This window comes from Rhodococcus sp. T7 (assembly GCF_009872365.1).
Classification (GTDB): Bacteria; Actinomycetota; Actinomycetes; order Mycobacteriales; family Mycobacteriaceae; genus Rhodococcus_F.
The window spans coordinates 891,822-892,542 of record NZ_WXYH01000389.1 but is presented as its reverse complement, the minus strand read 5'-3'; the positions used below and the strand labels follow the sequence as shown (position 1 = coordinate 892,542).

The following is a 721-nucleotide window of genomic DNA, read 5'->3' as shown; positions in this document are numbered from 1 at the left end:
ACCGGCCGGAACCCGGCATCGCCGTCGTGACGTTGAATCGCCCCGAACGAATGAACTCGATGACGAACACCATGTTCGTCGAACTGGAGAAGGTTGCGCTGCAACTGGATCACGAACACGACCTCCGCGTCGTGATCCTCACCGGTGCAGGCAAGGCGTTCTGCGGCGGATTCGACCTCGACGACGCCGAAGGTTTGTCGTCGATGACGCCGATGGGCATGCTGGACCAGCAGGAACTGGCGGCGCGCGCCCTCGCGGCGATCCGCAGCATCCGCGTCCCGGTCATCGCGGCGGTCAACGGTGCGGCCGCGGGCGGCGGACTGTCACTCTCCCTCGCCGCCGACATCCGGATCGGTTCGCCGGCGGCACGGTTCAACGCGGCGTTCGTGCGGATCGGCCTGTCCGCAGGCGACCTGGGCGCGTCGTGGCACCTGCCCCGTCTCATCGGCCCGGCACGCGCGGCCGAATTCGCCTACACCGGCCGCTTCATCGAGGCCGTGGAGGCCGAGTCTCTCGGACTGCTGAACGCGGTCGTTCCGGCCGAGTCGCTGCTCGACGAGGCTTTGGCGATGGCGCGCCTCATCAGTGCGAATTCCCCTGCCGGTGTGCAGCTGTCGAAGCGTGCGCTCCACGCGAACATGGAGGTGTCGTCGTACGCCGCCGCGCTCGAACTCGAGAATCGCGGGCAGGCACTGCTCACTCGCGGCGACGACATGCCCGA

General features: G+C 68.0%; 1 protein-coding gene. It reads left to right on the top strand.

Going from position 1 to position 721, the window contains the following annotated elements; translation table 11 throughout:
- A partial coding sequence (locus MLGJGCBP_RS48245; protein WP_160098496.1) for an enoyl-CoA hydratase/isomerase family protein occupies positions 1–721 on the top strand: 721 nt, incomplete at both ends.